The following is a 24,342-nucleotide window of genomic DNA, read 5'->3' on the forward strand; positions in this document are numbered from 1 at the left end:
AGAAGAAGTCGGAGCGCTATAAGCGGCTTGCGTCAATAATGGTTCAAGGAACCGGCTCCAAGCTCCCTCCAATGAATTCAATTGAGGCTCTCCGCTTCCTTGAATTATACTGAAGGTAGCCCTTCGGGGGAGATCGGATTTTCATGCAAACCATCCGGAGCGATTGAAGCAATAGGTTATATTCGTTAGGAGAGTGTCGTATGCCGATCGAATTTGGATTATGGAAAATAAACGGTGAGTTAGAGCGTGTGCCTTTTTTCTAGTTTGGAATCTGAACAAAAATTAGAAGAGGCGATTTCCAAGGATATTGGAATCATAGATCCATCCTTAATGTTAATTGGACGGCAGGTAATGACGGCATTTGGAAAGATTATTGATATCTTAGCCATTAATTCTGAAGGCTGTCTCACCATTATTGAGCTGAAGCGCAATAAAACCCCTAGGGAAGTCGTTGCACAAACCTTGGATTATGCTAGCTGGGTTCAAACCCAAACTTACAATGATATCGTTCGTATTTTTAATGAAAAAAATCTTGGGTTAAGCTTCGAAAAGGCTTTTACCGAGAGATATGAGGTTAATTTACCGGAGACGCTTAATGAAAGTCATAATTTAATCATCGTAGCCGCAGAGCTTGATAATGCTACAGAGAGAATTATTAATTATTTAAACAGCTATGGAGTTCCGTTAAACGTTGTATTTTTTCGTTACTTTAAAGCTGGAGAAAATGAGTATTTGGCAAGGTCTTGGTTACTTGATCCGAATCAAGTAGAGGCTCAAAGCAGTAAGGCGAACTCGTCGAAAACTGGGAAACAGCCTTGGAATGGTAGAGACTTCTATGTATCCTTGGGTGATGGTCCATTCCGTAGTTGGGAGGATTGCAGAAAATACGGTTATATATCCGCTGGACAAGGCCGTTGGTATAGTAATACGCTGAGCCAATTAAACCCTGGTTCACGTATATTTGCCTGCATTCCAAAAACAGGATATGTTGGGGTAGGTATTGTTCAAGATACGGTAGTCCCAATAAAGGACTTTACTGTCCAGATCGAAGGAAAACCAACACCACTCATTGAGGCAGACTTGGAAGTCAGAATGGATATCGATATTAACGATCCCGACTTATGCGAATATGTCGTACGTGTAGAGTGGCAGAAAACCGTATCTAAAACCCAGGCCTACTGGGAAAAGGGGGATGTTCGCCAATCAAAACTCTGCTTGTAAACTACGCAACCAGTTCACCTTGGAAAAGTTGGCGAAGTTCTTCGATATTGATGATTAAATAAAAACAGACTAATGCCAAGGAGCCGGTATTCCCTCAGTGCCTGCGAGCTGCGAGCTTCATTTGGAGACGGCAGTCCTTAATTTGCTGGAAGAGCTGAGCCACAAGAAGCTGCCGCATCGCGATCGCATGCTTCGGTCGTTTCTAGATCTGGAAAGTGATCTTTGGGCGCATTCCGACCTATCTTGAACTACATCTGCACGCAGCTCAAACAGCGGGAGTATCTTGGTGAAAATTATGGTGTGTTTGTCATTGAGACCAACAACTACACGGGATGGATCATGGGGAGCGAGAATTCGGAGTATTGGACGCAAGTGATCAAAGTTTCTTTATGTAATCTTTAATTTGGTTCTTCTCCCTGGGTGTTCCGGGCTTCCTGGAACTTTACCAAGAAAGCTATTAGATACTTGCTTCTGCACGTGGTAAATTTATATCATCGAGAAACGGTAAGAGGTGAAGCATGAAAACCAAATTGAACGATGCCATCATACTGGCGGCTGACAAACATCGCGGACAAGTCGATAAGGGTGGGAGCCCCTATATCCTCCACCCGTTAAGAGTCATGCAAAAGGCAAAGCGTGACGAGGAGAGAATTGTCGCCGTGTTGCACGATGTGGTTGAGGACACCGACGTAACCTTGGATGAATTGCGCGTGATGGGATTCGATGAGCGCATCGTAACGGCGATCGATCATCTGACCAGGAGAGGCGGAGAAACATACAACGACTTCATTCTTCGGGTCAAACAGAATGAGCTGGCTACACGGGTTAAGCTGCTTGATATCGAGGATAACAGCGATCTGTCTCGTTTGCAGGAGGTAACCGAGCAAGACGAGAATCGATTGAGGCGCTATCAGAAGGCAGTGGAATTACTTGCAGATCGGTGATGGGCTTGTAGAAGGTCCGGCATCTCGCACGCGGGCGCATCGCAAATACAGGCCGAATGTCAATGTGGCACACTCAAAGCACAGGATCTATAGCCGTCTGCGCACCGAATCCCATACAGTGTCGCCGCTCACTTCCGTTGACGGAAGCGGAGCGGCGATTTCTTATGTAAGGTGACGGTCCGAAGCCGCTCATATATTGGCGAGCGAATTTCCATTCATAATTTCATATCTAATTGAACGAATCCCTTAAGATTTTCGCTTAATCCTCGATATCTGCAGACCTATAATTATGAAAGCGTTCTATTTGTTGGTTTGCGATGATCTTATACGACGAGGAGAGATGAGATGAATAAGAAAATCGATATTCACGCAACGATTCAAGCATTTTCAATGAAAAGCTGGTTGTCTGTGCTATTGATACTGACGATGGTTCTGACAACGATATCGTTATTTCCGGGAGTCAGCTCAGCAGCTTCATCTGCTACGATTAGTTTCAATCAAAATGTAGGCTCTCGCAGTCCCAACATTTTCGGAGGCGCGATCAACTTTCTGGACGGCGCGTCCGATATCGATTCTTTACGCTCGGTAGGCATCAATTTCGTTCGACGCGACGTGTATTTGTCGGAAGTTTTGCCGAATACGACGGTTGCGCAATACCTAGCTGACATGAACGTTGTGGGCGGCGTTGACGATCCGAACAACTGGAATTGGAGCAAGTATGGCTGGATAGACACCTACAAAAATAAAGGTCTAAAAACCATGATTATCCTGTCATACAATGTTCCTTGGCTTTCCTACAATAATGCGACGAATGGCGTTCCCAAGAACTGGACGGTGTACGAAGATATTATCAAGAAAATCACGCAACGCTTTCAAGGGAAAATCGAGTATATCGAAGTTTGGAACGAGCCCGATCTGCTTCAGTTTCTAAATGTGTCCGGCAGCGGATACGCGAACAGCCTGGCTGCGTATAAAGACATTTATAAGCATGCGGCCAGTGCGGTGCGCAGCGTGAATGCGACGATTCCGATTGGCGGACCCGCATTGTCCAATGGGGATACGAGCTGGGCGAACGCTATGCTTCAAGATGCGACCATCAAGCCGAACGTGAACTTTTTATCTTATCACCTATATAAGCAAATTCCCAATGGAGAGTCGGCCATAACGGACCTTAAAAACGTAGCCACGGCGAACGGCGTTGCGAACATGCCCGTCTATGTCACGGAATGGAATTGGGATTGGCAGTACATCGGTTCACCTATGAATGACGGTTCGACAGATGCAATTCCTTACGTTGGTCACCGATTGCATGACATGATTTATTATAATGCGGCAGGTACCGGGTATTTCGCGTTCAACAAAAACGATTCGGCGTCCGATTTCTACTCGATATATGCCAATGGCAGCTTAACGCCGAAAATGAACACGTACAGTTTGTTGTCGAAAAGGCTTGGGCTCGGAGACGGGACGTTCACCTTAAGAGGCAGCTCCTGGTCGAACGGCGCGGCGTCCATTGTAGCCGGAGGCGCGACCAATTCGAGCGGCAAAAATGTCGCATGGGTTGTGAACGAGGCCCCTAACAGCGACGCGATGACTGTAAATTTAACGCAATTGTCGCCGAATACGAATTATAAAGCCGAACTGTACCTTGCCGACTCCTCGAATAACGGCAATACCATTTCACAATCGACATGGATCGTCCAGACATTGACCACGAACTCGAGCGGCAACGGAAGCCTTGTATTCACGCTCCCACCAAGATCGGTCGTTGGTATTAAGCTTGGTGCCGTTACAACCGGCTCAACCTATCAAGCGCATGTCGGGAACGTAGGCTGGCAAAGCTGGGTGAATAACGAAGCGACTGCAGGAACGGTTGGGCAAGGCTTGTCGATGGAGGCGTTAAAAATACAACTGGTTGGACTGCCGGCTGGCTCGCATATTAAATATCAGGCGCATGTCTCCAATGTAGGTTGGCAAAGCTGGGTATACGATGGCGTAATGGCGGGGACAACAGGTCAGGCAAACGCAATGGAAGCGATCAAGATCATGCTTGAAGGAGCGCCGGCTGGCTACCATGTTAAATACAGGGCCCATGTCGCGAATGTAGGCTGGCAAAGCTGGGTATCGGATGGTGCGATAGCAGGGACAACAGGTCAAGCGCTGCCGATACAGGCGATTGAAATATCCGTCTATCAATAGTGGAGTCAGTTGAAAAGCGTAGCGAGAGCGATGAACGGCGATTCGGGGGGACACCGAATCGCTTTTCTTTGTTATAAGTCGGACGCGGAATTCAATTGAGCCTCTCCGCCCCCTTGAATTATACTGAAGGTAGCCCTTTGGGGAGATCGTTAAGGGAGGCCGCGATGAACCAGACGATGAACGAGACCGCATTTGACGAACCTTTATTTGCAAGCTTGAAGCCGGGCTTAACGTCGTTCTGTTACCGGATGCTGGGCTCGATGGACGATGCGGACGATGCCGTTCAGGAGACGAGTATTCGGGTGTGGCAGAGCGGGAGCACGTTCAGACAGGAATCTTCGTTCAAAACCTGGGTTTATCGGATCGCATCCAACCTGTGCCTGGACAAGCTGAGGCAGTCGAAGCGCCGCGCACTTCCCGTCGACCTGTTCGATCCGGCCGGCGCCATCGTTGAGCCACGCGACACGCATCCGGACTCCGCCTGGATCTGGCCTTCTCCCGACTTTGGGGGCAATCCGGAGGATCGGCTCGTACGCAGAGATACGCTTCAGCTGTGCTTCATCGCGCTCCTGCAGACCTTGCCTCCGCGGCAGCGTGCGGTACTCATTTTGAAGGATGTATTCGAATGGTCGTCCAAGCAGATCGCGGAGACGCTCGCGATGTCGCCCGCGGCGGTGAACAGCGCCCTGCAGCGAGCCCGAGAGACGATGGACCGGGCGCAGCTTCGCTCCGACGAGCTTAGCAGCATGGACGTTCAGCCGGAGCCGGAGCTGCTGTCCCGGTACGTGGAAGCCTTCGAGCAATTCGATATCAACGCGCTCGTCGCGTTGTTCCACGAGGAAGGCTGCATGTCGATGCCGCCGTTCGAGATGTGGATTCGCGGCAAGGACGATTTGTCCGCCTTTTATTCGCTTACGCGCTGGCATTGCGAGGGCTCGCGATTTGTGCCCGTTACGGTCAACGGCGGTTATCCGGCGTTGGCCCAGTATATGCCGGGCAAGGAGGACGCCGGCCTGGTGCCTTGGGGCATCCACGTCATCGAGACCAAGGAAGATCAAATCCTGCACGTTCAAAATTTCATCAACGCCGAATTATTTTCGCGATTTGGACTTCCTGAGCGACTCGACCGATGAATTTCGTATTTGGCTTACGTCTATAGGATTGAGACCAACCAAACGAACAAATATCATGAGAGAGGTGTCCATTTAAATGGAAACGAACCAACCGACGAAAGTAACCGTAGAAACGGTCATTCAAGCCCCTGTCGAGAAGGTATGGCGCTATTGGACCGAGCCGGCGCACATCACGAAGTGGAATCAAGCGTCCGAAGACTGGCATGCGCCGAGAGCCGAGAACGATCTGCGGGTGGGCGGCAAGTTTTCGACACGGATGGAAGCGAAGGACGGCAGCATGGGCTTTGATTTTGGCGGCGTGTACGATGTCGTGAATCTGCATGAGGCGATCTCCTACACGATCGGAGACGGGAGACGCGTGGATATTACGTTCGTCGATCAAGGCGATGCCACGAAGGTCGTTGAAACGTTTGACGCGGAAAGCACCAACCCCGTTGAGATGCAGCAAGCGGGCTGGCAGGCGATTATGGATAATTTCAAAGCTTATACGGAACAAAATTAAGAAATGCGAAGAAGACGCCTGGGGAACGTGCCCGGCGTCTTTCTTTTAGATTCAAAACCCCGTGCATTTCAGGGTCCAGTGTGCAATTGCCTGCTCACCAGGACTGCGGTATTCACGATTCGTCGACCTATGCCCGGTTGTTAAAAGCCAATGTGAGCCCATCTGTTCATACTTGCTTGTAGAGAAGAACGATTAATCATCGTTAAACGTGTATAATATACACAACATTTCCTAAGAGAGGGCTATAATGAACAAATATGTACTTTATATCGCTATGTCGGTTCTAATGATAATACTTCCGTTATGTGCAATGCTTTATGGATTGTGGGATGCTAACCAGCCTAAAACCGGGCCTGTAGGAGATGGAGACAGTACGCCATCTTTTCAACAGTTGTTTCCGATTTACTGCGCAATTCTGTTAGGGGTCATTAATCTTCCAATTTCAATTATTAACTATTTAAAATATAAAAAAAAGTAAGGGTGATCAATAAGTGGGTGCTTACCCATCCCTTTAAGATGTTCCATTCAGCTTTGGTTGTAGAAACGCTACGGGCTTATCGCAGCCGGTCACTTCAATGTGGGAGGTGCGTTTATGAAAAATAAATTCATCTGGACAGGTATTATAGGTGCGATTTCAGTTACTACTTAGCACTCCACCAGCGAGGTGCGGTAGCGCAACGCGTAGGTCAACGAATCGAGGATCGGCTTGCCCTGTTTCATCAGGGTCGAAATGACGGAGCGCAGCCGAGCAAATTGTTTCGCTCCTTGCTCGGTACGAAAGCAACCCGAAATTTTGTGTTTCACTTTGGTCATTCGAATGTCCCGTTCTGCCTGGTTGTTGTCAAACGGAACCCTTGCATCGGAAAGAAACCGGAGGATGGCCGGTTTTTGCGCGTTCATTCGCTTACCAAGATTGCTCGCTTTGCTACCCATTTTTCGTCCGCGGGGTCCGGTTTTTTCACGAAGCGCGTCCTGGGCCCACTCCGCTTCGCCGCTTTTTAGTATGGCGTCATAGCGGTCTTTCCACTGGTCAAGCCCATCCGCTGTCAGGGGCTGCTGCGCGTTGCGACTCGCTTTGGCTGCTTTCCAGGCTTCGTGCAAAAACGTATGCATCTGCTTGGCCCACTCGTGCTTGTCGTGTTCCACAATGCCTTGGCATTCGCGAAGCAAGTGCGCTCCGCACAGCGCATGTTCAAAGTCGTAGTGGGTCTTGAAATACGATGCGTAGCTGTCATGCACCAGCACGCCAGTAAAGTGAGGTAGCACGCCCGCTTCGTCCATACCTCGGCTCCCCCCGGCTCTCATGGATCTGCAAAAAAGGTCCACTGCGAATCGGAGGCCACATGCATCCACTTAATCTGTTTGCCGACGCGCAGCCCGGTTTCGTCCGCATGGAGGACCGGGAGCTTTCGTACCTGCTCTCGGATTTGAATTTCGGTCGCTTCCATCGCGCTTGCAGCCTTACCAAGCTGAGCGAGCAGCGTCGCTTCGCTGGGACGGCAACCGCACAGATCCTCGTAGCATTGAGCGATTCGCTCCAACGGCAACAGTTGGTACACGCTCAGATACGTCGTCCAGGCAGAGAAGCTGGCTCCGTATTGGGTCCGGGCGTGGACGCCTTCGGGAAAAGGTGCTCGGGCTTTGACACCGCAGCCTGGACAGATTTTATGCTCAGACCGGTGTTCTGTCACGACGACGCGGGGAGCCGGCAGGTCAAACACCTGCCGTGCTTCATGAGCCAAAGCAGGAACGCTCTGAAGGGCAGTCTGGCAACAGGAACAAACTTCGAGCGTGTGGACGATGATTTCATCCGGGCATTCCGCAAAGCGAAGCGTATGACCGTCGTGACCTTTAGGCGCGCCTTTTTTTACCACCTGCGACCCGGGAATTTTTCGGTTTGCGAAAGCCGTCGCTGGAAGGCGGCTTGCTGCTGTTTTGACTGTTTTGTCCGAGCTGTCGTTCAAGCTCGTGTACGCGCCTTTCTAGCTTTTGATTCTGTTCAAGAAGGGTCCGATTTTGCTCCAAAAGAAGGGTAAAGACGTCTGCGATTTCGGTGTCACCTTTGCAAATATGCAATACTTGATCCGGCTTCAGCTCCACAAACGTCTCTCCTTTCTAACGGAAGATGATGGAATAACTAATTCAAGACCAATCTCTAAAAATCCTTTTTTTGTAGAGTCACGACACGAGAGGACCTAAGTAGTAACCGATTTCAGCTTCTTTATTTTTTATCGATTCATCCGCTGAAAGCGTTGTTCATACGGACGCGATAAAAAAAAGAACTTCTTTCAAATAAGGTCGATGTCCTATCCGTCGATTTTAATGATTCGAATTTAAAAGTTGATTTGCACACAGCGAGTGATGGCTCCATAGCAACAAGCGAAGATATTAGAGGAATAAGAGCAGTTCGAAATGCGGCAAGGATGACGGAAAATCAAAACATCATTGACTCCATAACAGTGGAGTTAAAACTCGATGAAGGAAAAAGCTTTTACAAAGAAACGATTCATGACATTCGTCATATTCCGGAGTACACAGAAATACCTGAAGTGAAGCTGGCAAGCGATGATTCGAAAAAACGGCTGGAAGCGGAGATATCTGCGCATGGCGTTTTCCCTACTTCCGTTGAAGTTGCAGACTACGAATTGAGCGGGAAACTCGCATCCGTATCGTTCATTTCTAACGCAGCTGGAGTAAACGCTATAATTCCGCAATTTGAACAATGGATAACGCAATTAAACAAAGAACAGGGAGCAGGCGTTACTCAATATAATTTAAATATATATGATGACGCTAAAAATCTTCTCGTTTATTTAAGTGCCGATCTTGTATATAAAGATATCTTGTGGTGGCAAAATCCGAGCTTGGGGTCCAATACATGGACGGGGCATAGCCCTCAAATATCTGCAAAGAAGACGCCGGGGAAAGGTTCCTGGCGCCTTTTAATTTGAACTCAAGTATGAGGCATTGCCCTTCATTAGTCTTAAGCTTGAGCCGGCTCGTTGTCCATACAGTTGATCGCCCACAGATGGCCGTCCAAGTCCACGAAGCCCCAATGGTACATAAACCCATGATCCTCAGGTTCTGCGTGCAACTTCCCGCCCAAGGAGACCGCGGTATTCACGATCTCATCGACCTTAGACCGGCTCTCGAAGGCCAAAGCGATCGTGAACTGCGAATACTTGCTCGTATCGACGATTTCCCGCTCCGTGAGCGTTGTAAAGAATGAATCGGCGATCAGCATGACCTGCAGGTTGTCGCCGATGATGATGGCTGCCGAGTTCTCATTATCGGGGAATTGCGGGTTGAGCGCGAATCCGATTCCGGTGAAGAACGCCTTCGATTGCGCTACGTTTTTGACAGGCAGGTTCAAGCTCGTGAATGTGGACGTCAATGCCATTTTCCAAACACCTCTTCGTCAAATTGGTTGGTTGTGATTGATGCCTTCGATTATATAGACGACAGCAGATTCGGGAATTCATCGGTCGAGTTGTGCTGGAAGCCTTCATTAACTAAGGAATAAGGTAAAAGACTTGGAATTCAGTAACAACGCCGTTCTTTACAATAATATCTATATTACGTCCTTCTTTATCGCTCAGATTATAAGTTGAATCGTTGGGTGTAGAAGGGTCGTAGATACTGAGGTCTGGATAGGCTTTTTTTTACATCGTCCAATATACTGCCTACTCCTATGCCGGCAGGTGTAACGAACGGTTGCCCAGAATGGCTTCAAGATCCGTTTTATCGTCGTAATCCATCAGATGAATCACCTTATCCTGCACCATCAGGCCATGGAGGGACACGACATCCTCAAGCGCTTGCAGGCGCTTCATCCTTGACGCGACGGAACGAAAACAGAGCTGAAACGTATATCGTCTCGGCTCTGTTTTTCATTAAAGGCTGACGACGATCTGAAATGATGTGACTGCACTGCCGATGAATCTGAAAGGGAAGTGTGTTGAGTATGGCCGTGGTCTTGTTTATTTTAATTCTTGTATTTGGCGTCCCGGTGATCGGTAAAATGAATAAAAGAATCGCACAATTAGAAGAGAGAGTAAGAGAGTTAGAGGGAAAGAATAACATCAATACCCCCCATTAAATAAATGCAGCGGATCCCCCATACGGCGGATCCGCTGCTGCACGAGTGCCAACTCCCAGCTAACTTTAGTAAGCGCCCCGAATATGTTCGCTGACCTGCTCCCGATAAAACGCCCGCAACCGCTCATGCTCTTCCGCGGTAAACGGCTTCGTGGCCAGCACGCCGAGATTGTCCTCGACCTGACGGACGTTCTTGAATCCCGGGATCACGCAGGTGATCTCTTTGAAGTCCAGCAGCCAGCGAAGCGAGGCGCGCGTCATGTTGCCGCGGCCCTCCGCGATCCAGCCGAGCTGCGATGCCAGCTCTACGCCTTTGGCGAAGGGGAGGCCCGCGAACGTCTCGCCTACGTTAAAGGCTTCGCCGTTCTGGTTGAAGCTGCGATGGTCTTCGGCCTCGAAGGAAGCATCCGCCTTAAATTTGCCGGTCAACAGACCGCTGGCGAGCGGCAGCCGGACGAGCAGGCCGACGCCGCGCTCGGCCGCGCGGGGGAGGAGCTCCGCGATCGGCTTTTGCCGGAAGATATTGAATATAATTTGCAGCGCCTGCACGCCCGACTGTTCCAGACAGAATAAGCCTTCCTCCACGGTCTCGACGCTGACGCCGTAAGCGCGGATCTTGCCTTCCTGCTGCAGCTTGTCCAGCACCTCGAACACGGCGCCCTGCTTCAGGATCTCGAACGGCGCGCAGTGGATCTGGTACAGATCGATCGTCTCGCGCTCCAGCCGCTTCAGGCTGTCCTCGCACCACTGGCGCACCCGCTGCTCCGAATACGTCTGCGGATCGTGAATGTCGCCCTGACGGCAGAACTTCGTGGCAATGTGGATCTTGTCTGCCTTGCCCTTCGTGGCGCGGGCGAGCAGCCGCTCGCTCTTGCCGTCGCCGTACACATCGGCCGAATCGAAAAAGTTGACGCCCTCGTCCATCGCCTTGTCCAAGGCGCGGAGCGACTCCGCGTCGTTCGTCTGCCCCCATGAGCCCCCGATCGCCCACGTGCCGAAGCTGACCTCACTCAACTGCAAGCCCGATTTCCCGAGCGGACGTAAGTTCATGTGCTCATCCTCCGATGTCAGTACGCGAAGTGATATCAACCGTATTGTAGCAGATGGGGAGTTGAATGCGCTATCACGCCTGTTAAGCGTTTGTTAATCAAGATCCAGTATATTCTTTATAGTTAAAGTTTTTATGCTATTCAGCTTAGAATACCGAGGAGGACAATCATGAATACTTTGGCTGCGCGCAGATACTTGATTGGTTTGTTATTGTTGTGTCTGATAGTTCCTCAACTTCATTTGACATCCGCGCATGCGGGCAGCCCTGGACTCATCGTAGAGTCCGCGAGTGTGTCAAATGTCGATGGCAGCTTGGCGAGCGTCGTTTACGGCGAAAATATCAACGGCGACGGTGCTTACGTGGCGGTGGGCGCAAAAGGACGCGTCGTCCGATCCGAAGACGGATTGAATTGGACGCGTATCGTCTTGCCGGGATCTCTTGACAAATCGGACTGGAAAAGCGTCGCTTACGGCGGCGGGAAGTATGTGGCGGTAGGCACTGATCGTTCGTCTGGAACAGCTCTTGCCAAACTGATCGAATCTCCCGACGGTTTGTCCTGGACGGAGCACGCCGTTGCCGGAAGTACGTTACAAAAAGTTCGGTATGTTCCCGAGGATGCGGCGTTTTACGCAGCCGGCGCAACCTGGAACGGGAATAACAGTCAGGATCAGGGCATTATTTTGCGCTCTGCGGACGGGGAGACTTGGAGCCAATGGGGCAATATTCCCCGATTTGTAAAAAGCGGTTCAAGCAGTTCAAGTGCCTTCTATTTAATAGACTTTGTTAAGTTTAAAGGAAAATATGTTGCATCCACGAATTTGTTTACCGGCTATGCCTACTCGACGACCGGGTCGAGTTGGACCACTGCATTTGCTACAGCAATCCTCAGCGACGGTTCCCTTGAATTTTCCATTTACAATAACCAGTTGTACGCGAACTATAATTGGCAAGAAGGTTATATCAGCACGGACGGCGTCAGCTTTACGCGAGCGGCTTCATTCGACGGCACGATCGGAGTCGGCCAATCAGGATCTGCGTTTTATCGTTACGGCAGAGCTGGAAAGCTGGATATTTCCACGGACAACGGCGTGAATTGGACGCCGTCGGCCAAGATATCGAACATTTCGATCTTGTCGTTCGCCTCTAACGGTACGAGTATCGTCGCGGTGACAGCGGCGTTGAACAGCTTGCTCGTGACCGCAGACGGCAACCAATGGCAGAGAATCGAGATCGACTTGAAGGGCGTTGCGAGCGGTGGCGGCAAATGGGTGGCCGTTGGCGAAGCGATGCCTTCAAATGGCAATGAAAGCGCCGACGGCGGCTTGTTTACTTCCGAAGCTGGCTTCAACCAGCTTGCCCCACTAACGGGTCTGCCTCCTTATTATACTTTCTCCAAGATTGTATATGGCGAAGGGCGGTTCGTCGCCGGCGGCTCCAAACTCGGCTCAAGCGAAGACGGCGTCAGCTGGGCGACTTACGATCTGCCTGCGGGCGCTTCCGGCCAAGTCGTCGGGCTTGAGTACGGCAACGGCGTATTTGTAGCTGTGACTGACGCCGACCAGGTGCTGACTTCCCCGGACGGAATCAGTTGGTCTCATGAGACGGAAATAAGCGACGCTTTTGCCTTGAACCTTGCCTTTGTCAATGGCATGTTCTTCGCTTTTGATGAAGGCGGCGTCTGGACATCGGATTCGAACGGCGCTAGTTGGACCCATATGGGTTCTTTGGACGACTATGTCACGAATTCCTATTATAGCTTTAGAGATATTGCATTCGACGGCTCCCAATATGTATTGATCGCTGTAGACGGGAACACGGGAGCGGCCAAGGCGCTGTCGTCGACAGACGCGCTGACCGGGGGCGCGATGACGTGGACCGAGCACGAGATCGATCCTGCATATTCCGAGCTGAGCAGCATGGTTTACGGTGACGGTTACTTTGTCGTCGTCGGAACGGTTTACGACGCCGACAACAACGTTCATCCCGGAGTCTATTATTCGACCGATGCCGAGAACTGGATATCCAACTCCGAACAGGAGCTTGGCATAGCGGGCAGCACGCTGACCGATGTGTATTTCAAGGACGGCAAGTTTTACGCGGTTGGCGGCGACAATGCCAAGATCGTGCTGGCGAAGCCGGCAGGCGGCTCAGGCAGCACCACCTTCACCGTCGTCAACACCAACGACAGCGGCACAGGCTCGCTGCGCTGGGCGATCGCGCAGGCAGGCGCCGTTGCCGACGGCCAGGTCGTGTTCGATCCGGCGTTGGCGGGACAGACGATCACGCTGCTGTCGGACCTCACGACGTGGGACACCGAATCCAGCAATAATATGACGATCGGAGACAACTCGACGAACTTCACGCTGACCGGACTTAAGGATTCGAATGGCAAGCCTGCCATTACGGTGAACGGCAATGGACACTTGGGGCTATGGGCAAGGGGCTCGGGGACGTTTAGCCTTTCAGACATTCGGTTTACCGGTTTCGATTTGAACGATGCAGATGGAGAGTTTAATGGTTTTGGCTCAGTGCTGACCGTTGGCGGAGACGATTACAGTGCGATTCATATCAGCAACGTACAGTTCGATCATAATGCGATGACATCGGGATACTTGACCTCGATAGCGTCTCTTGCCGCGATTTCTTCTCCCAACGAGATTTTGTTGGACCGGGTCGTATTTGCGGACAATGAGCTTCATGCTTTGGAATCTGAAGGAGATACGAAGCAATCGGCTGTTTACGTGCACCTTTTGGCAGAAGACAGCAAGATATCAAATTCATTGTTCGTGAACAACAAGACCATCAGCAACACGAGCGGCAAGGCATATGGCGGCGCGTTCGGCGGCTTGCTAAGCGTTCATCTGAAGGTGGTAAACAATACGTTTACCGGCAACAGCGTAACCAATAGCGGTGACGGACAAGCGTTCGGTCCGGTTGGCTATGTAGCCGATAATGCAGACAGTTCCGTAGACTTCTATAATAACCTGGCGATCGGCAACAAGGTTAACGGCCTGACGGTCGCGACCTTCGAAGATGCCTTTTACAATGAGAATTCGACTACCTTAACACAGGACGGCAACAACCTGTACACAGGCTCGCCGTTCGTCGACGCTGCAGGCGGCGACTTCCGCCTGTCGAGCGCGGCGACTGCCGCGATCGACAAGGGTCACGACACCCAGGTGATCGGCACCGTAGATCTGGATGGCAATACGCGCAAGCAGGGCGATCACGTCGATATCGGCGCGTATGAGTCCGATCCGGTTCCGGTCGGCGACGGTCCTTCGCTGGCAAGCGTACTCGGTCAAACGGATACCTCTCCCGGAGGCGGTTCAGGTACGGCCGCAGATCCGATCACCTGGTCGATCAACGTGGCGAACAGCGTGACGAAGCTGGACATGGCCGATATCGTACCTGCCGCGGGCAGCGGCACGGTCTGGTTCTACGATGATCCGGATTATGCGGGTACGAACAGCGGAGGCTTCAGCATTTCGTATTTGAACCTGCCGGAGGGCGATTCTGCGACTGCCTATATTCAAATCGACAGCAGCGGCAGCGATAATTCCCTCTACTATGCCGTTACGATCCATCGGGCGGCGGGGGTTCCAACTGCAACGGATCCGGATACCGGAGTAGTGGATTCCGACCTTCAAACCGGTGACTTAAAGAATGGCAACCCCATTTTCCTCGATATCAACCGGGACGCTGCAGGCAATTTGTACACGATGGTGACGGATAGCGCCAATAGATTCGTGTTTTATAAATTCGACGGATCGTCTTGGACCAAGTTCACGACGTATACGCCGCCGGCATCCAATCCGTATTCCCTTGTCAACCGCGGTTCCTTTGCTGTCGACGGAAGCGGGCATTTACATGTCGGGTTCATGACCCGCAGCTCCGCAGGCGTAGACTATCTGGATTACGCCTACTATGATGGATCGATATGGCATCCGGAACGTTTGATAACGGGGCAAAGCTACAGCGGCAATTCAATGGATAGGGACTTCTTCGACGAAGTCAAGATTGAAGTGGACGCCAACAACAAGGTGTATATTGTAGCCAAAAAATACAACAATGCGCTGTACACGGCCAACGGCTACTACTCGGCGATTTTGACTACGAACATTAGCGGTTCGTGGCAGACAAGCAACATCGAGTACTACGCAAACCCGACCGACGTGTATGCGCCCGTTTACGTCCTTTCTCCGGCAGCGGGCAAGCTTTATTTAATTTATTCGAGCGGGGAGTTCTCCGTGTACGAAAACGGAGTCTTCAGCGCGAAGACGACACCGTTTGAACATGATGGCGAATTATCGATATCGGGTGCGGCTATCGATTCCCGCAACGGAAGATTAAAGGTCTATTATACGGATATTGATTACACCGATATCGATCATGTGCAAAGCTCTGTTAATCTTAAGGAATTCGACGGCGTAACTTGGGGAAGCAAGCAGGTTATTACCGGCAACGTTCAAAGCGGAGAGGGCAGCTACGTCGTGTATGCGCCAACGATATCCAACAACCTGCATCCCGGAAGCTCCGTCGCGATTGGCGCCGATGGCGCAGCTTATTTTCTTCAATCCGAGATGGACGCATATGGAATCATAACGAATAGAGTCGTGACGCTTGAAAGCAATGGCACGCTCATCGACGGCCGAAGCGATATTGCTTTGCTCAACGAGGTGATGAACACCTATGACGCGTATGGGATGGCTGTCGACAAAAACGGCAGGATTGTGATCGTCGGCGGGAAGAACCAGGCTTCGGGCGTCGTGGCGCTGACTTACTTGCAGGGTTTGCCGGTCGTGTTCCAGGTACCGAGGTCGGGAACGACGCCGGAAGCGGTGCCGACGGCGACGATCGACTACGCGAACGAGCGCTTAAAGGGCCTCGTGGCCGGAGCTGCTTACACGGTGGACGGCGCGAGCAAGACAGCTAACGGCAGCGGGGGAGATCACGATTGAAAACGGGTGGTTCAATAAATCGCTCTCCATCATTAAGGTCGGAAACGGCACGTCGACGACGAACTCGGCGCCGCAGACGCTGGTTGTGCCATCGCGTCCGGCCGCGCCGACGGGCGTGGGCAAGACGGACGAGACATCGGCCGGCGGCGATGGCACGCTCACTGGCGTAACCAGCACGCTGGAGTACAAAAAAGGCGCGGCAGGTTCGTGGACGCCAATTATCGGTACGACAGTGACGGATCTTGCACCGGACACCTACTATGTGCGCACGGCTGCAACGTCAACGGCGTTTGCGTCGGAAGCGACGTCGGTGACGGTAGGTGCATTCACGGCCTCGCTGGAAACAACGCCGACGGCATTAATCAGCTACAGCGACGAGATGCTGACGGGCCTGACGGCAGGAGCGGACTATCTCATCGGCGGCGTGACCAAGACGGCCGACGGCAGCGGCAAGCTCGCGATCGAAGCCGGCTGGCTCGGCACATCGCTGTCGATCATCAAGGTCGGCAACGGCACGTCGACGACGGACTCGGCACCGCAGACGCTGGTTGTGCCTTCGCGTCCGACCGCGCCGACAGGCGTGGGCAAGACGGACGAGACATCGGCCGGCGGCGACGGCACGCTCACCGGCGTAACCAGCACGCTGGAGTACAAGAAAGGCGCGGCAGGTTCGTGGACGCCGATCACTGGCGTGACGGTGACGGGGCTTGCACCGGACACCTACTATGTGCGCACGGAGGCGACGGCAACGACGTTTGCGTCGGAGGCGACGTCGGTGACGGTGGGGGCGTTCACGGCAGCGCCGGAAACAACGCCGACGGCATTGATCAGCTACAGCGACGAGATGCTGACCGGCCTGACGGCAGGAGCGGACTATCTCATCGGCGGCGTGACCAAGACGGCCGACGGCAGCGGCAAGCTCGCGATCGAAGCCGGCTGGCTCGGCACATCGCTGTCGATCGTGAAGGTCGGCAACGGCACGTCGACGACGAACTCGGCGCCGCAGACGCTGGTTGTGCCTTCGCGTCCGACAGCGCCGACCGGCGTGGGCAAGACGGACGAGACATCGGCCGGCGGCGACGGCACGCTCACCGGCGTAACCAGCACGCTGGAGTACAAAAAAGGCGCGGCAGGTACGTGGACGCCGATCACTGGCGTGACGGTGACGGGCCTTGAGCCGGACACCTACTATGTGCGGACGGCGGCAACGGCAACGATGTTTGCGTCGGAAGCGACGTCGGTGACGGTAGGGGCGTTCACGGCAGCGCCGGAGACGACGCCGAATGCGGCGATCAGCTACAGCGACGAGATGCTGACCGGCCTGACGGCAGGAGCGGACTATCTCATCGGCGGCGTGACCAAGACGGCCGACGGCAGCGGCAAGCTCGCGATCGAAGCCGGCTGGCTCGGCACATCGCTGTCGATCATCAAGGTCGGCAACGGCACGTCGACGACGAACTCGGCACCGCAGACGCTGGATGTGCCAGCGCGTCCGACAGCGCCGACCGGCGTGGGCAAGACGGACGAGACATCGGCCGGCGGCGACGGCACGCTCACCGGCGTAACCAGCACGCTGGAGTACAAAAAAGGCGCGGCAGGTTCGTGGACGCCAATTATCGGTACGACAGTGACGGGTCTTGCACCGGACACCTACTATGTGCGCACGGCTGCAACGTCAACGGCATTTGCGTCGGAAGCGACGTCGGTGACGGTAGGTGCATTCACGGCCTCGCCGGAAACAACGCCGACGGCATTAATCAGCTACAGCGACGAGATGCTAACCGGCCTGACGGCAGGAGCGGACTATCTCATCGGCGGCGTGAGCAAGACGGCCGACGGCAGCGGCAAGCTCGCGATCGAAGCTGGCTGGCTCGGCACCTCGCTGTCGATCGTGAAGGTCGGCAACGGCACGTCGACGACGAACTCGGCACCGCAGACGCTGGGCATTCCCTCTCGCCCAGCTGCGCCGACCGTTACGGCCAACGATACAGCCAACACCATTGCCGGACTTGCCCTCGGCATGGAGTACGCGGTCGATAACGGCGACTTTGCAACGTACAACGGCACGAACGCACCGGACCTGTCCGGCACGCATACGGTAAAAGTGCGCATGTCCGCCACCGCTACAGCGCTAGCTGGTACAGCGGCGACGCTGCATTTCACGCCGAATGCGCCGGCAATGCCAAACGTATCGGCGAACGACACCTTAAATACGATTGTCGGCGCAGATGCGACGATGGAGTACGCGATCGACGACGGCAACTGGGTCGCCTACAATCCGGCGAACCCGCCGGCTCTGAGCGGCGAACACACGGTCAAGGTTCGCGTGAAGGCCAGCGGCAGCGTACCGGCAGGCGAAGAGAAGACGATTTTTTTCACCATTAACGGCACCTACAGCGTCCTCGGCACGGTGGTAGACGACACGCCGGATGCGAACTTCAGCGCCGGTGCGAACGTCAAGGTGATGATGGGCAACGTCCAGATCGGTTCGACCGCGACGACGAATGCGAGCGGACGCTTCAAAGTGACTGGCGTGCCGAACGGAACTTACAACCTGGTCGTCACCAAGGACGATCAGATCATCACGGTCACCGTGACGGTGAAGGATCAGGACTACGACTTCAGCCCACGGTTCATCGTGCTGCCGAGAGGCAACAAGAACAGCGCGCTGGAAATCAAAGGCGACACGCCAAGCGTTGTCGTCGACGGTCTCAACGATCTGTTCGCGGATACGCAACACGTATATACGTCCGAGGATCGACAGTTGGTCGCGGATGGCGGGTCGGTAAAGATTACGCTAGGCGTGGAGAAGCTGGACGCTGCCGTTGCTCCAGGCGCTCTGCAGTTGCAAAATCTGGCGGCCGGTCAAACGCTCGATCTGTACCTGGACATGACGTTGACCAAGACGCGCGTCGATACGTCCAATCAGACGACACGGAGCACGCTGTCTACGGTGGGAAGTTTGCTGAAGATTATCGTGCCTTACGATCTGACGGGCAAAAACAATATCGTGATTTACCGTTACCATGACGGCGCAGCTCAGCAATTGACGTTGCTGCCTTATGCAGCGGCCACGCCATCGACAGAGGGCTATATGCTGGACGCTGAAGGCAATCAAATCGTCATCTGGTCACAGAATTTTTCCACGTATGCCATTGCATACGGAACGGTCGACGCGCCGCCTGCTGGCGGTCCGATCGGCGCGCCGATCGCGAGCTACATGCTTACCGCGGCGGCAGGCGTCGGCGGCAGCATGAGTCCTGCGGGCAACATCACCGTGACGCAGGGCGGCAGCCAGACCTTCACGATCAAGCCTGACGAAGGCTATGCGATCGCGGATGTGACGGTTGACGGGAAGAGCGTAGGCGCCGTCGGCAGCTACACGTTCTCCCATGTCACGGAGTCGCATACGATCAAGGCCGAGTTCGCAAAGATTCAAGCGGCCGGACTGCCATACTACGAAGAAGAAGGCGGCAGCAAGGTATTCATCGGCTTCGCCGCCGACGCCACGGGCACGATGAAGTATATCGCGCCAAGCGGCAAGACGGTCCAGTTCCAGGCGAACCCCCAAGCGTTCACGGACATCGCGAGCCATTGGGGCAAGTCCTACATCGACTTCGTCACGGAGCGCGAGATCTTCGTCGGCACGAATGAACGGATTTTCTCGCCGGACACGGGCATGACGCGCGCCATGCTGGCGACCGTCATCGGCCGCTTGTACGAGAGAAGCTACGGCCCACTGAGCGCGGGTGCCAAGCACGTCTTTACGGACGTAGATTACGACAGCTGGTACGGCGCTTATCTGGACTGGGCTGCTGGCAGCGGCATCATCCAAGGCGTGGGCGGTACGCGGTTCGAACCGGATCGTCAGGTGACGCGCCAGGAGCTGGCCGCGATGCTCTACCGCTTCGCGCAGTTCATCAAGGTTGACACAAGCGTGGCTGCAGGCAAGACGCTAAGCTATTCCGACGCATCCGCGATCGATGCTTGGGCACGCCAAGCGGCGCTGTATACGCAGCAAGCCGGCATTATCACCGGACGGAGCGACAACGCCTTCGCGCCGAAGGAAACGGCAACGCGCGCGGAAGTCGCGGCCATGCTGCAAAGATTTATTGAGACGGTCGTATAAAAAAGGGAGTAGCTCGCCATCAGGCGCGGCCGCTATAGAAATGAAACAGGACCGAGACTGAGACGTTTCTCAGCTTGGTCCTGTTTTTTTGTCGTGCTAAATCAACCCGGCCGCCTTCTTAATGCGCGTTCGCTCGCCGACGATGACCGACTTCATCGCTTCGGTGCCATAGGCGCCGGCCGTGAAGGCGTTCGCGTTCTCGTAGAAGACCATTCGGAAGGAAGTGCCGTCCTGCAGGTGCACCCGCAGGAAAATGCCGTATTCGGGCTTGTTGTCTTTGTAGATCGCATCAAAGCCGACCAGCTTCAGCTGCGGCAGATCCCTGGCGAAGACGGCCGACGCTTCCGGCGCGAAGTCGCCGATCGGGCTGCCGTCGATGCCGCTCTCGAGGCTGACCTTGGCGATTTTTCCGTCGATATCCCACAGGTCGCCGAGCGTCTTCGCATTCGGATTGGCATGAGCCTCATACACTATGCCGCCCGCCATGACCCGGTACGACGGTTTATAGCCGTCCATCGCATAGATCGCCGTGCCGATCGGCAGAAAGGCGGCATCGCCGTTCTTCGACTGATGGTCCGTGCAGGCATGATCGTTCAGCATATAGGAGACTTCGCCGACTTTCTCTCCTTGCTTGGCGGGCGAGACTTCCTTTGTTCCTTCGGAATTGGCCGTGTACGTCACATCGTTCAGCATGAGGAAGTCGGCCCATTCGATTTCTCCAAGACACGCTCCCCTAAGCGATCCGGGCAGCCCATCCTTCAATCCGCAGCCGGCCGCGGACAGCATCGCTGCCAGCACGAGAAGCGTCACGCTAAGCCGTGTGACGATCTGCATTGTCATTCACCCATTCAACCGTTTGTTATTGGCAAGGGCGATGGACATCAAGGTCGTGTAGATCGGCTTCGCGTTAAATTTTTTACCGAATTCAAATTTGTACGAAGCGACTGAAATATTGTTGCTCTTGTGATAAGGGGAAGTGATGTAGTGGATCGTAACTTCGCTATCGTCGAACCCGGTACCCGCCGTCTCCATCGTCACTTCATAGATCGCGTCCAGATGAATCGATACAACTCTTGTTTTGCTGCCGGTCACGCCTTGATGATCGATCAGAATCAGCCGTTCTTCCGTGAACACGAAGGCGTCCCGAACCAGCTTGAAGCCGGTCTGAATCGTCTCGTTCGGCGTTAGATAAGCACCGTATTTCTCCTGCAGCTCCTGTATCGATACTTCCGAGTAGTTGTTGAACAATCCGCTGAAAAGACCCATGAACGATGACCCCCTGAAGGTTGAGATGAATACACAATTCGGCACGACTCGCCAAAACCCTCCTGAGATGGTAAAACGTTCATGTATAATAGAAGAAGAGCGGGTGGATGCCGTCGAAAAATTGTGTATGCGGTCTCAATGGTTTTAAGTAGCGCTTTGCTATGTACTGGAAAAGTAACAATCCACACGCTTCATTTTATAATTAATTACGAAAGAGGGATTCTAACTTTGCGTGCAAAAAAACTATATATAATGCTTTTATTGTTCTTATTATTTTGCGCGATGGTCATATATTTGATTTATTCAAAATCTCAAGATAAATATGAATTTAGTCGTTTAAACGGCAAAATTATAGTTTCTAACCCCACATTCAAAGTTAATAATGGAAACGGCGTTCTACTTTTTAATCCATTAAGCAAAAACAAAGAAATAATAGGAAATGAAAAAATCAATCATGTTATTTATTTTGATGAAAACGAGAATATGATTGCCTCTGACGAACGAGCGAATATTGTCCAATTAAATATGAAAACAGCAAATTCTAAGAAGGGGTTATCTGGAATTCCAACTGGTGCAATTGGGTTTGCAATGAGAAACCACCATAATTCAGTAAGTTATATGATTGGAAATGAATTAATGCTGCTGGATATTTCTACTTTAAAGACGAACACTATTCGACTGCCCAATATTCAGAGTGAAAAAAATTTCTTGGCGGGATATAGCTGGATTAATGAGGGTGAGTCCATTGTCTATAGTAATGGAATAGAAATCTTTCTTTATAATATAGATACTGGAGATTTGAGGAAGCTGGGAATTGGACGATATCCAGGCTTTTCACCAGACAGTCACTATATGTTCTATAGTTCGTCTAGAGACGAGCTGATAGTTAAAGAGATTTCAACTGGGGGACAATGGACATATAAAGGGGAGCACATATACCCTCAGTTTTCACCAGACAACAATTTTTTAGCCTTTCAAATTCAAAGTAAGAAATCTTTATCCAAGGGGAGAGACTTAATAATTTGGGATTATAAAGCTGGGAAAACGATAACTGCTATTCAAGATATTGGTTTAGATCGTTCGAGCCAGTTTGTCTGGATTGAGTGACCAATGCCGTAAGTCAACCTGGGGTAACAGAACAGAGGTACAGCGTGTATCAACACATTAGGGGCTCCGGGATGACTTTGCAACAGGTACTCTTAAGCTTTTTAAATTAAATAAGAATGAGGAATCGTGTGCACATCAAAAAGTATTTAATTCTACTAATTCCATCTATTTTAATTTTTATTTTCTTATACTTTTTCTTTCTTAAGGAAAATAATAGGGGTTATGCTTTGGTGGTTCCTGGTTTTTTTTTGGGCGTGTTATTACATTTGGATATTAATGGAAAGGAATAAAAAAGGAAAAATAATTGTTTGTTAAAAGATACTTGGAGAAAGAATTTATGCGGGTCATTGGATGCAGCATTAAATCAAGAATTCGAAGAGTCGACTTCGATTATATGATCTTGTATCTTACCACATGTTAAGCTTGTATTTACTGAAAAAGGTATTTATCTCGCTCAACTAAAGGAGCGTTATCATTATTTACATTCGCGTTGTATTTAGATTAATTTTATTTATCGTTTTAATCGGGGTTATGCTTTATGAGTTTTTAGAATACGTCTCGCTTGTTGACCTGATGGGACAATACATTGTGTCGTATGACCCCGAAGCCTACTTGATCAAATTATTAGGTTTAGGTGCAGGCTCGCTCTTCCTTAATTACTTGTTCTACCGGATACAATCCAGAAATTTTTTATCTGAATGGATATTCTTTCTTTTGATGGGCTGCATGCACGGGATCTTTATTGTCCTTGTTTCTTTATTAGGCGTCTGGTTGTTCGGGGACTATAAATATGCGATTGTCGTCTATTGGGGGATCGATATCATCCACCTCGCGATCGCTATGCTTTATTTCAAAAGTTTAGGGAAGAATCGGAGACAAAGGAGCTTGGTAAATGAATTCTAGCTTATACTGGCGTCGACATTGGACGCGTACGCTACATCGCTCAGCATGAGAAAGGCGACCCAAAGAGGTGAGTTTTAAAACGGTATGGTACAATCCAATGACTTGGTTTTAATAAATGAGCTAACAATTAAGAATTTGAATGTCGTCTGTGATCCTAAATTGTTTAACTATGGATCGATGAGGGACTCTCTTGATGATTTTAGCTACACTTTTAAAAAGGGAATGATCTATGGATTGATTGGAGAATGCTGTGCGGGTGGGTGGGCTTTATCTTATGTACTTGCGGGTAGACATAAACCACTTAGCGGTGAAGTTTTAGCTGATGACAAGAAGCAAGAGTTTACATTGTTCAAACAACTTGGCTGGTATTTGGGAGATGATAACTATAAAGATGATATGAAGACTAAAAATATTTTCGCCAAATCAGTTCATGCTCAAATTATAAAAGGTATTAAAAAAAATGGTGGGAATTATCAAGAAATTTTGGATGTTTTTAAATTGACGGACAATCGAATAAAAAGAAAAATAAGTCATATCGGAAATGAGCGATGGAACGCATCGGCTGCAATCGGATATGCACACTCAAGGCAAATATTTTGTTTTCCATGGTTAAGTTCAGGCTGGTTACTCAGACATAAAGCGAGATTTCAAATTTTTTTTAGAATTTTTAAAATCTAAGGGTGCAATTATAATTATTCCAACCACCAAATCTGAAAATCTACTTCAAATTGCTGATGATTTTATTTATGTTCGAGCGACTGATGATAAGGGGCCTTAATAATTAAGTTGTGTTTAAGTTAATGATGAAACCATAAGAAACTGGGACCA

The 24,342-nt window shown here is 51.4% G+C and carries 19 protein-coding genes; 11 read left to right on the forward strand and 8 right to left on the reverse strand.

Translation table 11 applies throughout. The features are described 5' to 3' along the window. Positions 1–264: 264 nt before the first annotated feature. From OMP40_RS15490 to OMP40_RS15515, 6 genes are all read left to right on the forward strand, one after another. Positions 265–1,221, forward strand: coding sequence for an endonuclease NucS domain-containing protein (locus tag OMP40_RS15490; protein ID WP_277532545.1), 957 nt, complete (start codon positions 265–267; stop codon positions 1,219–1,221). A 300-nt stretch (positions 1,222–1,521) separates the two neighbouring features. Then, complete coding sequence (locus tag OMP40_RS15495; RefSeq protein WP_277533217.1) at positions 1,522–1,623, forward strand: nuclease-related domain-containing protein; 102 nt, start codon at positions 1,522–1,524, stop codon at positions 1,621–1,623. Positions 1,624–1,739: 116 nt separating this feature from the next. Then, positions 1,740–2,165: an HD domain-containing protein gene (locus tag OMP40_RS15500; RefSeq protein ID WP_277532547.1), complete on the forward strand. Its 426-nt coding sequence runs from the start codon at positions 1,740–1,742 to the stop codon at positions 2,163–2,165. Between the two features lie 345 nt (positions 2,166–2,510). After that, on the forward strand, positions 2,511–4,364 hold the full coding sequence (locus OMP40_RS15505) for a GH39 family glycosyl hydrolase (RefSeq protein WP_277532549.1): 1,854 nt from the start codon (positions 2,511–2,513) through the stop codon (positions 4,362–4,364). Positions 4,365–4,528: 164 nt separating this feature from the next. Continuing rightward, on the forward strand, positions 4,529–5,497 hold the full coding sequence (locus OMP40_RS15510; RefSeq protein WP_277532553.1) for a sigma-70 family RNA polymerase sigma factor: 969 nt from the start codon (positions 4,529–4,531) through the stop codon (positions 5,495–5,497). Between the two features lie 76 nt (positions 5,498–5,573). Then, positions 5,574–5,999 carry an SRPBCC family protein gene (locus tag OMP40_RS15515; RefSeq protein ID WP_277532555.1) on the forward strand — a complete coding sequence of 142 codons (426 nt, stop codon included), beginning with the start codon at positions 5,574–5,576 and terminating at the stop codon, positions 5,997–5,999. A gap of 645 nt (positions 6,000–6,644) precedes the next feature. On the opposite strand, the gene OMP40_RS15520 is transcribed toward OMP40_RS15515, so the two are convergent. The 3 genes from OMP40_RS15520 to OMP40_RS41810 are packed head-to-tail and all read right to left on the reverse strand — an operon-like array spanning position 6,645 to position 8,099. After that, positions 6,645–7,280: an IS66 family transposase gene (locus tag OMP40_RS15520; RefSeq protein WP_277532559.1), complete on the reverse strand. Its 636-nt coding sequence runs from the start codon at positions 7,278–7,280 to the stop codon at positions 6,645–6,647. A 20-nt stretch (positions 7,281–7,300) separates the two neighbouring features. Then, positions 7,301–7,963, reverse strand: coding sequence for an IS66 family transposase (locus OMP40_RS15525; RefSeq protein ID WP_277532561.1), 663 nt, complete (start codon positions 7,961–7,963; stop codon positions 7,301–7,303). Then, positions 7,851–8,099 carry a DUF6444 domain-containing protein gene (locus OMP40_RS41810; protein WP_420871910.1) on the reverse strand — a complete coding sequence of 83 codons (249 nt, stop codon included), beginning with the start codon at positions 8,097–8,099 and terminating at the stop codon, positions 7,851–7,853. The genes OMP40_RS15525 and OMP40_RS41810 overlap by 113 nt, the downstream gene beginning before the upstream one ends. Before the next feature lie 323 nt (positions 8,100–8,422). Here OMP40_RS41810 and OMP40_RS15530 point away from each other — a divergent pair, with 323 nt between their 5' ends. Further along, positions 8,423–8,950, forward strand: a complete 528-nt coding sequence (locus tag OMP40_RS15530; protein WP_277532563.1) for a hypothetical protein — start codon at positions 8,423–8,425, stop codon at positions 8,948–8,950. A 32-nt stretch (positions 8,951–8,982) separates the two neighbouring features. On the opposite strand, the gene OMP40_RS15535 is transcribed toward OMP40_RS15530, so the two are convergent. The 3 genes from OMP40_RS15535 to OMP40_RS15545 form a co-directional block, all read right to left on the reverse strand. Then, a complete protein-coding gene (locus OMP40_RS15535; RefSeq protein WP_277532566.1) occupies positions 8,983–9,399 on the reverse strand; it encodes a VOC family protein in 417 nt (138 codons plus the stop codon). Positions 9,400–9,688: 289 nt separating this feature from the next. Next, a complete protein-coding gene (locus OMP40_RS15540; RefSeq protein WP_277532567.1) occupies positions 9,689–9,832 on the reverse strand; it encodes a hypothetical protein in 144 nt (47 codons plus the stop codon). A 331-nt stretch (positions 9,833–10,163) separates the two neighbouring features. Further along, the gene (locus tag OMP40_RS15545; protein ID WP_277532568.1) at positions 10,164–11,147 is read right to left on the reverse strand and encodes an aldo/keto reductase; all 984 of its coding nucleotides are present in this window, start codon (positions 11,145–11,147) and stop codon (positions 10,164–10,166) included. A gap of 291 nt (positions 11,148–11,438) precedes the next feature. Here OMP40_RS15545 and OMP40_RS15550 point away from each other — a divergent pair, with 291 nt between their 5' ends. Together OMP40_RS15550 and OMP40_RS15555 are read left to right on the forward strand one after the other, a co-directional pair. Then, positions 11,439–16,109: a choice-of-anchor Q domain-containing protein gene (locus tag OMP40_RS15550; RefSeq protein ID WP_277532570.1), complete on the forward strand. Its 4,671-nt coding sequence runs from the start codon at positions 11,439–11,441 to the stop codon at positions 16,107–16,109. An 85-nt stretch (positions 16,110–16,194) separates the two neighbouring features. Beyond that, on the forward strand, positions 16,195–20,238 hold the full coding sequence (locus OMP40_RS15555; RefSeq protein ID WP_277532572.1) for a DUF4073 domain-containing protein: 4,044 nt from the start codon (positions 16,195–16,197) through the stop codon (positions 20,236–20,238). A 96-nt stretch (positions 20,239–20,334) separates the two neighbouring features. Here the strand turns inward: OMP40_RS15555 and OMP40_RS15560 are convergent, their stop codons facing one another. Both OMP40_RS15560 and OMP40_RS15565 read right to left on the reverse strand, forming a co-directional pair. Beyond that, positions 20,335–21,072: a hypothetical protein gene (locus OMP40_RS15560; protein ID WP_277532574.1), complete on the reverse strand. Its 738-nt coding sequence runs from the start codon at positions 21,070–21,072 to the stop codon at positions 20,335–20,337. A gap of 6 nt (positions 21,073–21,078) precedes the next feature. Then, positions 21,079–21,504 (reverse strand): PH domain-containing protein, encoded by a 426-nt coding sequence (locus OMP40_RS15565; RefSeq protein ID WP_277532575.1) that lies wholly within the window; start codon positions 21,502–21,504, stop codon positions 21,079–21,081. Positions 21,505–21,585: 81 nt separating this feature from the next. On the opposite strand from OMP40_RS15565, the gene OMP40_RS15570 reads away from it, so the two are divergent. Further along, complete coding sequence (locus OMP40_RS15570) at positions 21,586–22,611, forward strand: hypothetical protein (RefSeq protein WP_277532576.1); 1,026 nt, start codon at positions 21,586–21,588, stop codon at positions 22,609–22,611. Between the two features lie 987 nt (positions 22,612–23,598). Then, positions 23,599–24,192, forward strand: a complete 594-nt coding sequence (locus tag OMP40_RS15575) for a P-loop NTPase family protein (RefSeq protein ID WP_277532578.1) — start codon at positions 23,599–23,601, stop codon at positions 24,190–24,192. The last annotated feature ends 150 nt before the right edge of the window (positions 24,193–24,342 follow it).

The organism is Cohnella rhizosphaerae (assembly GCF_029525575.1).
Classification (GTDB): Bacteria; Bacillota; Bacilli; order Paenibacillales; family Paenibacillaceae; genus Cohnella; species Cohnella rhizosphaerae.

What these genes read in the sequence shown, in the direction of transcription:
- OMP40_RS15570 (WP_277532576.1), top strand. Translation starts at nt 21,586, where the DNA reads ATGTATAATAGAAGAAGAGCGGGTGGATGCCGTCGAAAAATTGTGTAT.
- OMP40_RS15560 (WP_277532574.1), bottom strand. Translation starts at nt 21,072, where the DNA reads ATGCAGATCGTCACACGGCTTAGCGTGACGCTTCTCGTGCTGGCAGCG.
- OMP40_RS15520 (WP_277532559.1), bottom strand. Translation starts at nt 7,280, where the DNA reads ATGGACGAAGCGGGCGTGCTACCTCACTTTACTGGCGTGCTGGTGCAT.
- OMP40_RS15505 (WP_277532549.1), top strand. Translation starts at nt 2,511, where the DNA reads ATGAATAAGAAAATCGATATTCACGCAACGATTCAAGCATTTTCAATG.
- OMP40_RS15540 (WP_277532567.1), bottom strand. Translation starts at nt 9,832, where the DNA reads ATGAAGCGCCTGCAAGCGCTTGAGGATGTCGTGTCCCTCCATGGCCTG.
- OMP40_RS15535 (WP_277532566.1), bottom strand. Translation starts at nt 9,399, where the DNA reads ATGGCATTGACGTCCACATTCACGAGCTTGAACCTGCCTGTCAAAAAC.
- OMP40_RS15545 (WP_277532568.1), bottom strand. Translation starts at nt 11,147, where the DNA reads ATGAACTTACGTCCGCTCGGGAAATCGGGCTTGCAGTTGAGTGAGGTC.
- OMP40_RS15500 (WP_277532547.1), top strand. Translation starts at nt 1,740, where the DNA reads ATGAAAACCAAATTGAACGATGCCATCATACTGGCGGCTGACAAACAT.
- OMP40_RS15510 (WP_277532553.1), top strand. Translation starts at nt 4,529, where the DNA reads ATGAACCAGACGATGAACGAGACCGCATTTGACGAACCTTTATTTGCA.
- OMP40_RS15515 (WP_277532555.1), top strand. Translation starts at nt 5,574, where the DNA reads ATGGAAACGAACCAACCGACGAAAGTAACCGTAGAAACGGTCATTCAA.
- OMP40_RS15575 (WP_277532578.1), top strand. Translation starts at nt 23,599, where the DNA reads ATGGTACAATCCAATGACTTGGTTTTAATAAATGAGCTAACAATTAAG.
- OMP40_RS15530 (WP_277532563.1), top strand. Translation starts at nt 8,423, where the DNA reads ATGACGGAAAATCAAAACATCATTGACTCCATAACAGTGGAGTTAAAA.
- OMP40_RS15565 (WP_277532575.1), bottom strand. Translation starts at nt 21,504, where the DNA reads ATGGGTCTTTTCAGCGGATTGTTCAACAACTACTCGGAAGTATCGATA.